We start from the raw sequence: 2,335 nt of genomic DNA, 5'->3' as shown, positions 1-2,335 counted from the left end.
CGGTTATGGTGGAGAGAGCCAAAAAGGTGGTCATGGTGGTAAAGGCTGCAATGGCAGTGGAGAGGGCGGCGGCGGTGGGGGTGGCTATTTTCCAGGAGAAGATGGTGGAGTTAGTAAAGGGGGTAATGGCGGTAATGGAGCAATCTTGTTTAGATTTTTTATATAGGAGTTTTTTATGGAATATGCAGTTGTTGAAAATGGTGTGGTAACAAACGTTATTGTTGCACCAGAAGATTATGTTCATTTATCTGAGGGAAAAGCAATCCCCTCAAGTGAAGCGCAAATTGGCTGGACTTATAAAGATGGAAAATTCTCTCCTCCTATTATTGATGAAGAAAAAAACTCTTTGTCTTCTGAAAGAGCTAAGACAGACGCATCAGTAGAATCTATGAAAGAACGATAAGAGAAGGATGAACCAAGTCTAATCTATAGCAAGCAAAGTCATTCTTTGTCTTTAGAGGGGTGTCTCGAAATCATAGCGAGTCACCCCATTTTTACTCCAAAGATTTTGTGACGAGATTAACAGCTTATAGGCAAGCCGCATTGGTATCAATAATATTAAATTGTAATATTTTTGTTGACAATTGTAACTTATTACATTACATATTATTTAAAATAAAGCTGTTGAGTTTGCTATGATCAAAACATTTAAAAATAAAGACCTACAATCTCTCTGGGAAACAGGAAAAAGTAAAATTGATAGTAGGCTTCAACAGCGAATTATTCGCCGTCTTGATACTCTTGACGCAGCTTCTCAAGTAAGTGATATCAATGTACCGGGTTATAACTTTCATATGCTTAAAGGCTTTACTCCAACTCGCTACACAGTCCATATCAATGGTCCTTGGTGTATCACTTTTGAATTCCAAGATGGGCATGTTTATCATGTTGATCTGGAACAATATCATTGAAGGTTTTAAGATTAATTGTAAAGGAGACACTTCATGACTACACGTGATCCTAATCGTTGCCCTACTCATCCAGGAGAAATTTTAGCCGAATCTTTGGAGCATTTGGATACAAGCAAAACTGAAATTGCTCGAATTCTTCAAATATCGCGCCAACATCTACACAGCATCCTTAAAGGACAACGTCCTGTTACAGCTGTTACAGCAGCCCGTATTGGCAAGTTATTAGGCAACGGACCCGCCTTATGGTTACAACTTCAAGCCAATTATGATACATGGCATGCTTTGCGTGATATTGATGTTTCTTCTATTCCAACACTAGAAGCTAGTAAAAAAGTCAATGTACAAATGGACCATAGTTGTTAATAAAATAGCTAGAGCTTTTATCATCTCCCCGCCTTTAAAGACGAGGAGATGGCACTATAAACTAAGCAGCTTTTGTCACAGATCTTGCTAACACCTGTTTTGCTTCTTTGATTAAAGCTTTGTATTGCCTGTTTTCTTCGTCTACTCTAAAAGCATCGATAAGACGCATATGAATTGGACCTAAAAGATATAAAACTTTTTCACCAGCGTTCATACCCTCCCAATGGCTTGGTAAATCAAATCGTGTATCATTATCATAATCAACAGATTGGCTTCTTAGTTTCTTTTCACACTCAATAAAGTAACGACGGGCTTTCCTGCCTTTCTCATTGCGTTCAACCATTGAGAGTTCTTTCGCCATATCTAAAGTGATGTGATAGTTAATTGCTGTAACAGCCCTAGATTTTGCGCTTCCCAATTTTGGGAACCGCAAATCTTGTGTTTTTATGAAGTCTTTTCCCTCTTCAAATTCATATTGACGAATACGATCTGTAATCCAAGTAGCAAAGCGTTTTCCTATTTCCAAAAATATATGCAATTCACGTGCATCAACCGTTTGAATTGTTTCCTGATCAATAATTTTTTCTGATATTTTAATTAGAGTGTTCATGACGAACTCCTTACTATTTAGATGTCTTCTATTGACACCCCAAAGGGTATCGGGTGCTAGAAAACACGGTAGTAAGTCCGTCGTTATGCTTTTCCCATAAAAGGGTATTGTATAGCACAACTACACCCGACAAAGTTATTATACGCCATGCGCATGTAACAAGTCAAAGCATTCAATGTACGGAAAGAGACTGTTTCGGCAATCTATCCGCTTACTATTAAGGTGTTTTCTAGGCACCTTCCTATGAATCTAACGGTTTTAAACATTTTGTCAAGTCGTTCTCAAGAACGTCTGTTTGTCTCTCATTTTTCCCATTCATTTTCATTCATCAATCATGCAAAGGAGCATAATAATGACAACAGGTTTTTTACACGGTGTTGAAGTTGTCGAGGTGGACGATGGCACACGTCCCCTTCGCGCAGTTCAATCAGCAGTTATCGGAATTGTCGGT

Annotated in this window: 4 protein-coding genes; 3 read left to right on the top strand and 1 reads right to left on the bottom strand. The window is 38.4% G+C overall.

The annotated features are described in order from the left end of the window. Nucleotides 1-175: 175 nt before the first annotated feature. The 3 genes from AC0QT1_RS08485 (at nucleotide 176) to AC0QT1_RS08475 (ending at nucleotide 1,274) form a co-directional block, all read left to right on the top strand. The gene (locus tag AC0QT1_RS08485; protein ID WP_473202114.1) at nucleotides 176-403 is read left to right on the top strand and encodes a hypothetical protein; all 228 of its coding nucleotides are present in this window, start codon (nucleotides 176-178) and stop codon (nucleotides 401-403) included. A 232-nt stretch (nucleotides 404-635) separates the two neighbouring features. Then, a complete protein-coding gene (locus AC0QT1_RS08480; RefSeq protein WP_241438737.1) occupies nucleotides 636-911 on the top strand; it encodes a type II toxin-antitoxin system RelE/ParE family toxin in 276 nt (91 codons plus the stop codon). A gap of 33 nt (nucleotides 912-944) precedes the next feature. Next, nucleotides 945-1,274, top strand: a complete 330-nt coding sequence (locus tag AC0QT1_RS08475) for a HigA family addiction module antitoxin (protein ID WP_254769772.1) — start codon at nucleotides 945-947, stop codon at nucleotides 1,272-1,274. 61 nt (nucleotides 1,275-1,335) lie between these two features. Here the strand turns inward: AC0QT1_RS08475 and AC0QT1_RS08470 are convergent, their stop codons facing one another. Continuing rightward, a complete protein-coding gene (locus AC0QT1_RS08470) occupies nucleotides 1,336-1,884 on the bottom strand; it encodes an antA/AntB antirepressor family protein (RefSeq protein WP_473201328.1) in 549 nt (182 codons plus the stop codon). Nucleotides 1,885-2,335: the final 451 nt, after the last annotated feature.

Source organism: Bartonella sp. P12B, from assembly GCF_055796185.1.
This window is presented reverse-complemented; position numbering and strand designations above follow the sequence as displayed.

Coding starts and splice junctions, on each gene's coding strand:
- AC0QT1_RS08485 (WP_473202114.1), top strand. CDS start 176: ATGGAATATGCAGTTGTTGAAAATGGTGTGGTAACAAACGTTATTGTT.
- AC0QT1_RS08470 (WP_473201328.1), bottom strand. CDS start 1,884: ATGAACACTCTAATTAAAATATCAGAAAAAATTATTGATCAGGAAACA.
- AC0QT1_RS08480 (WP_241438737.1), top strand. CDS start 636: ATGATCAAAACATTTAAAAATAAAGACCTACAATCTCTCTGGGAAACA.
- AC0QT1_RS08475 (WP_254769772.1), top strand. CDS start 945: ATGACTACACGTGATCCTAATCGTTGCCCTACTCATCCAGGAGAAATT.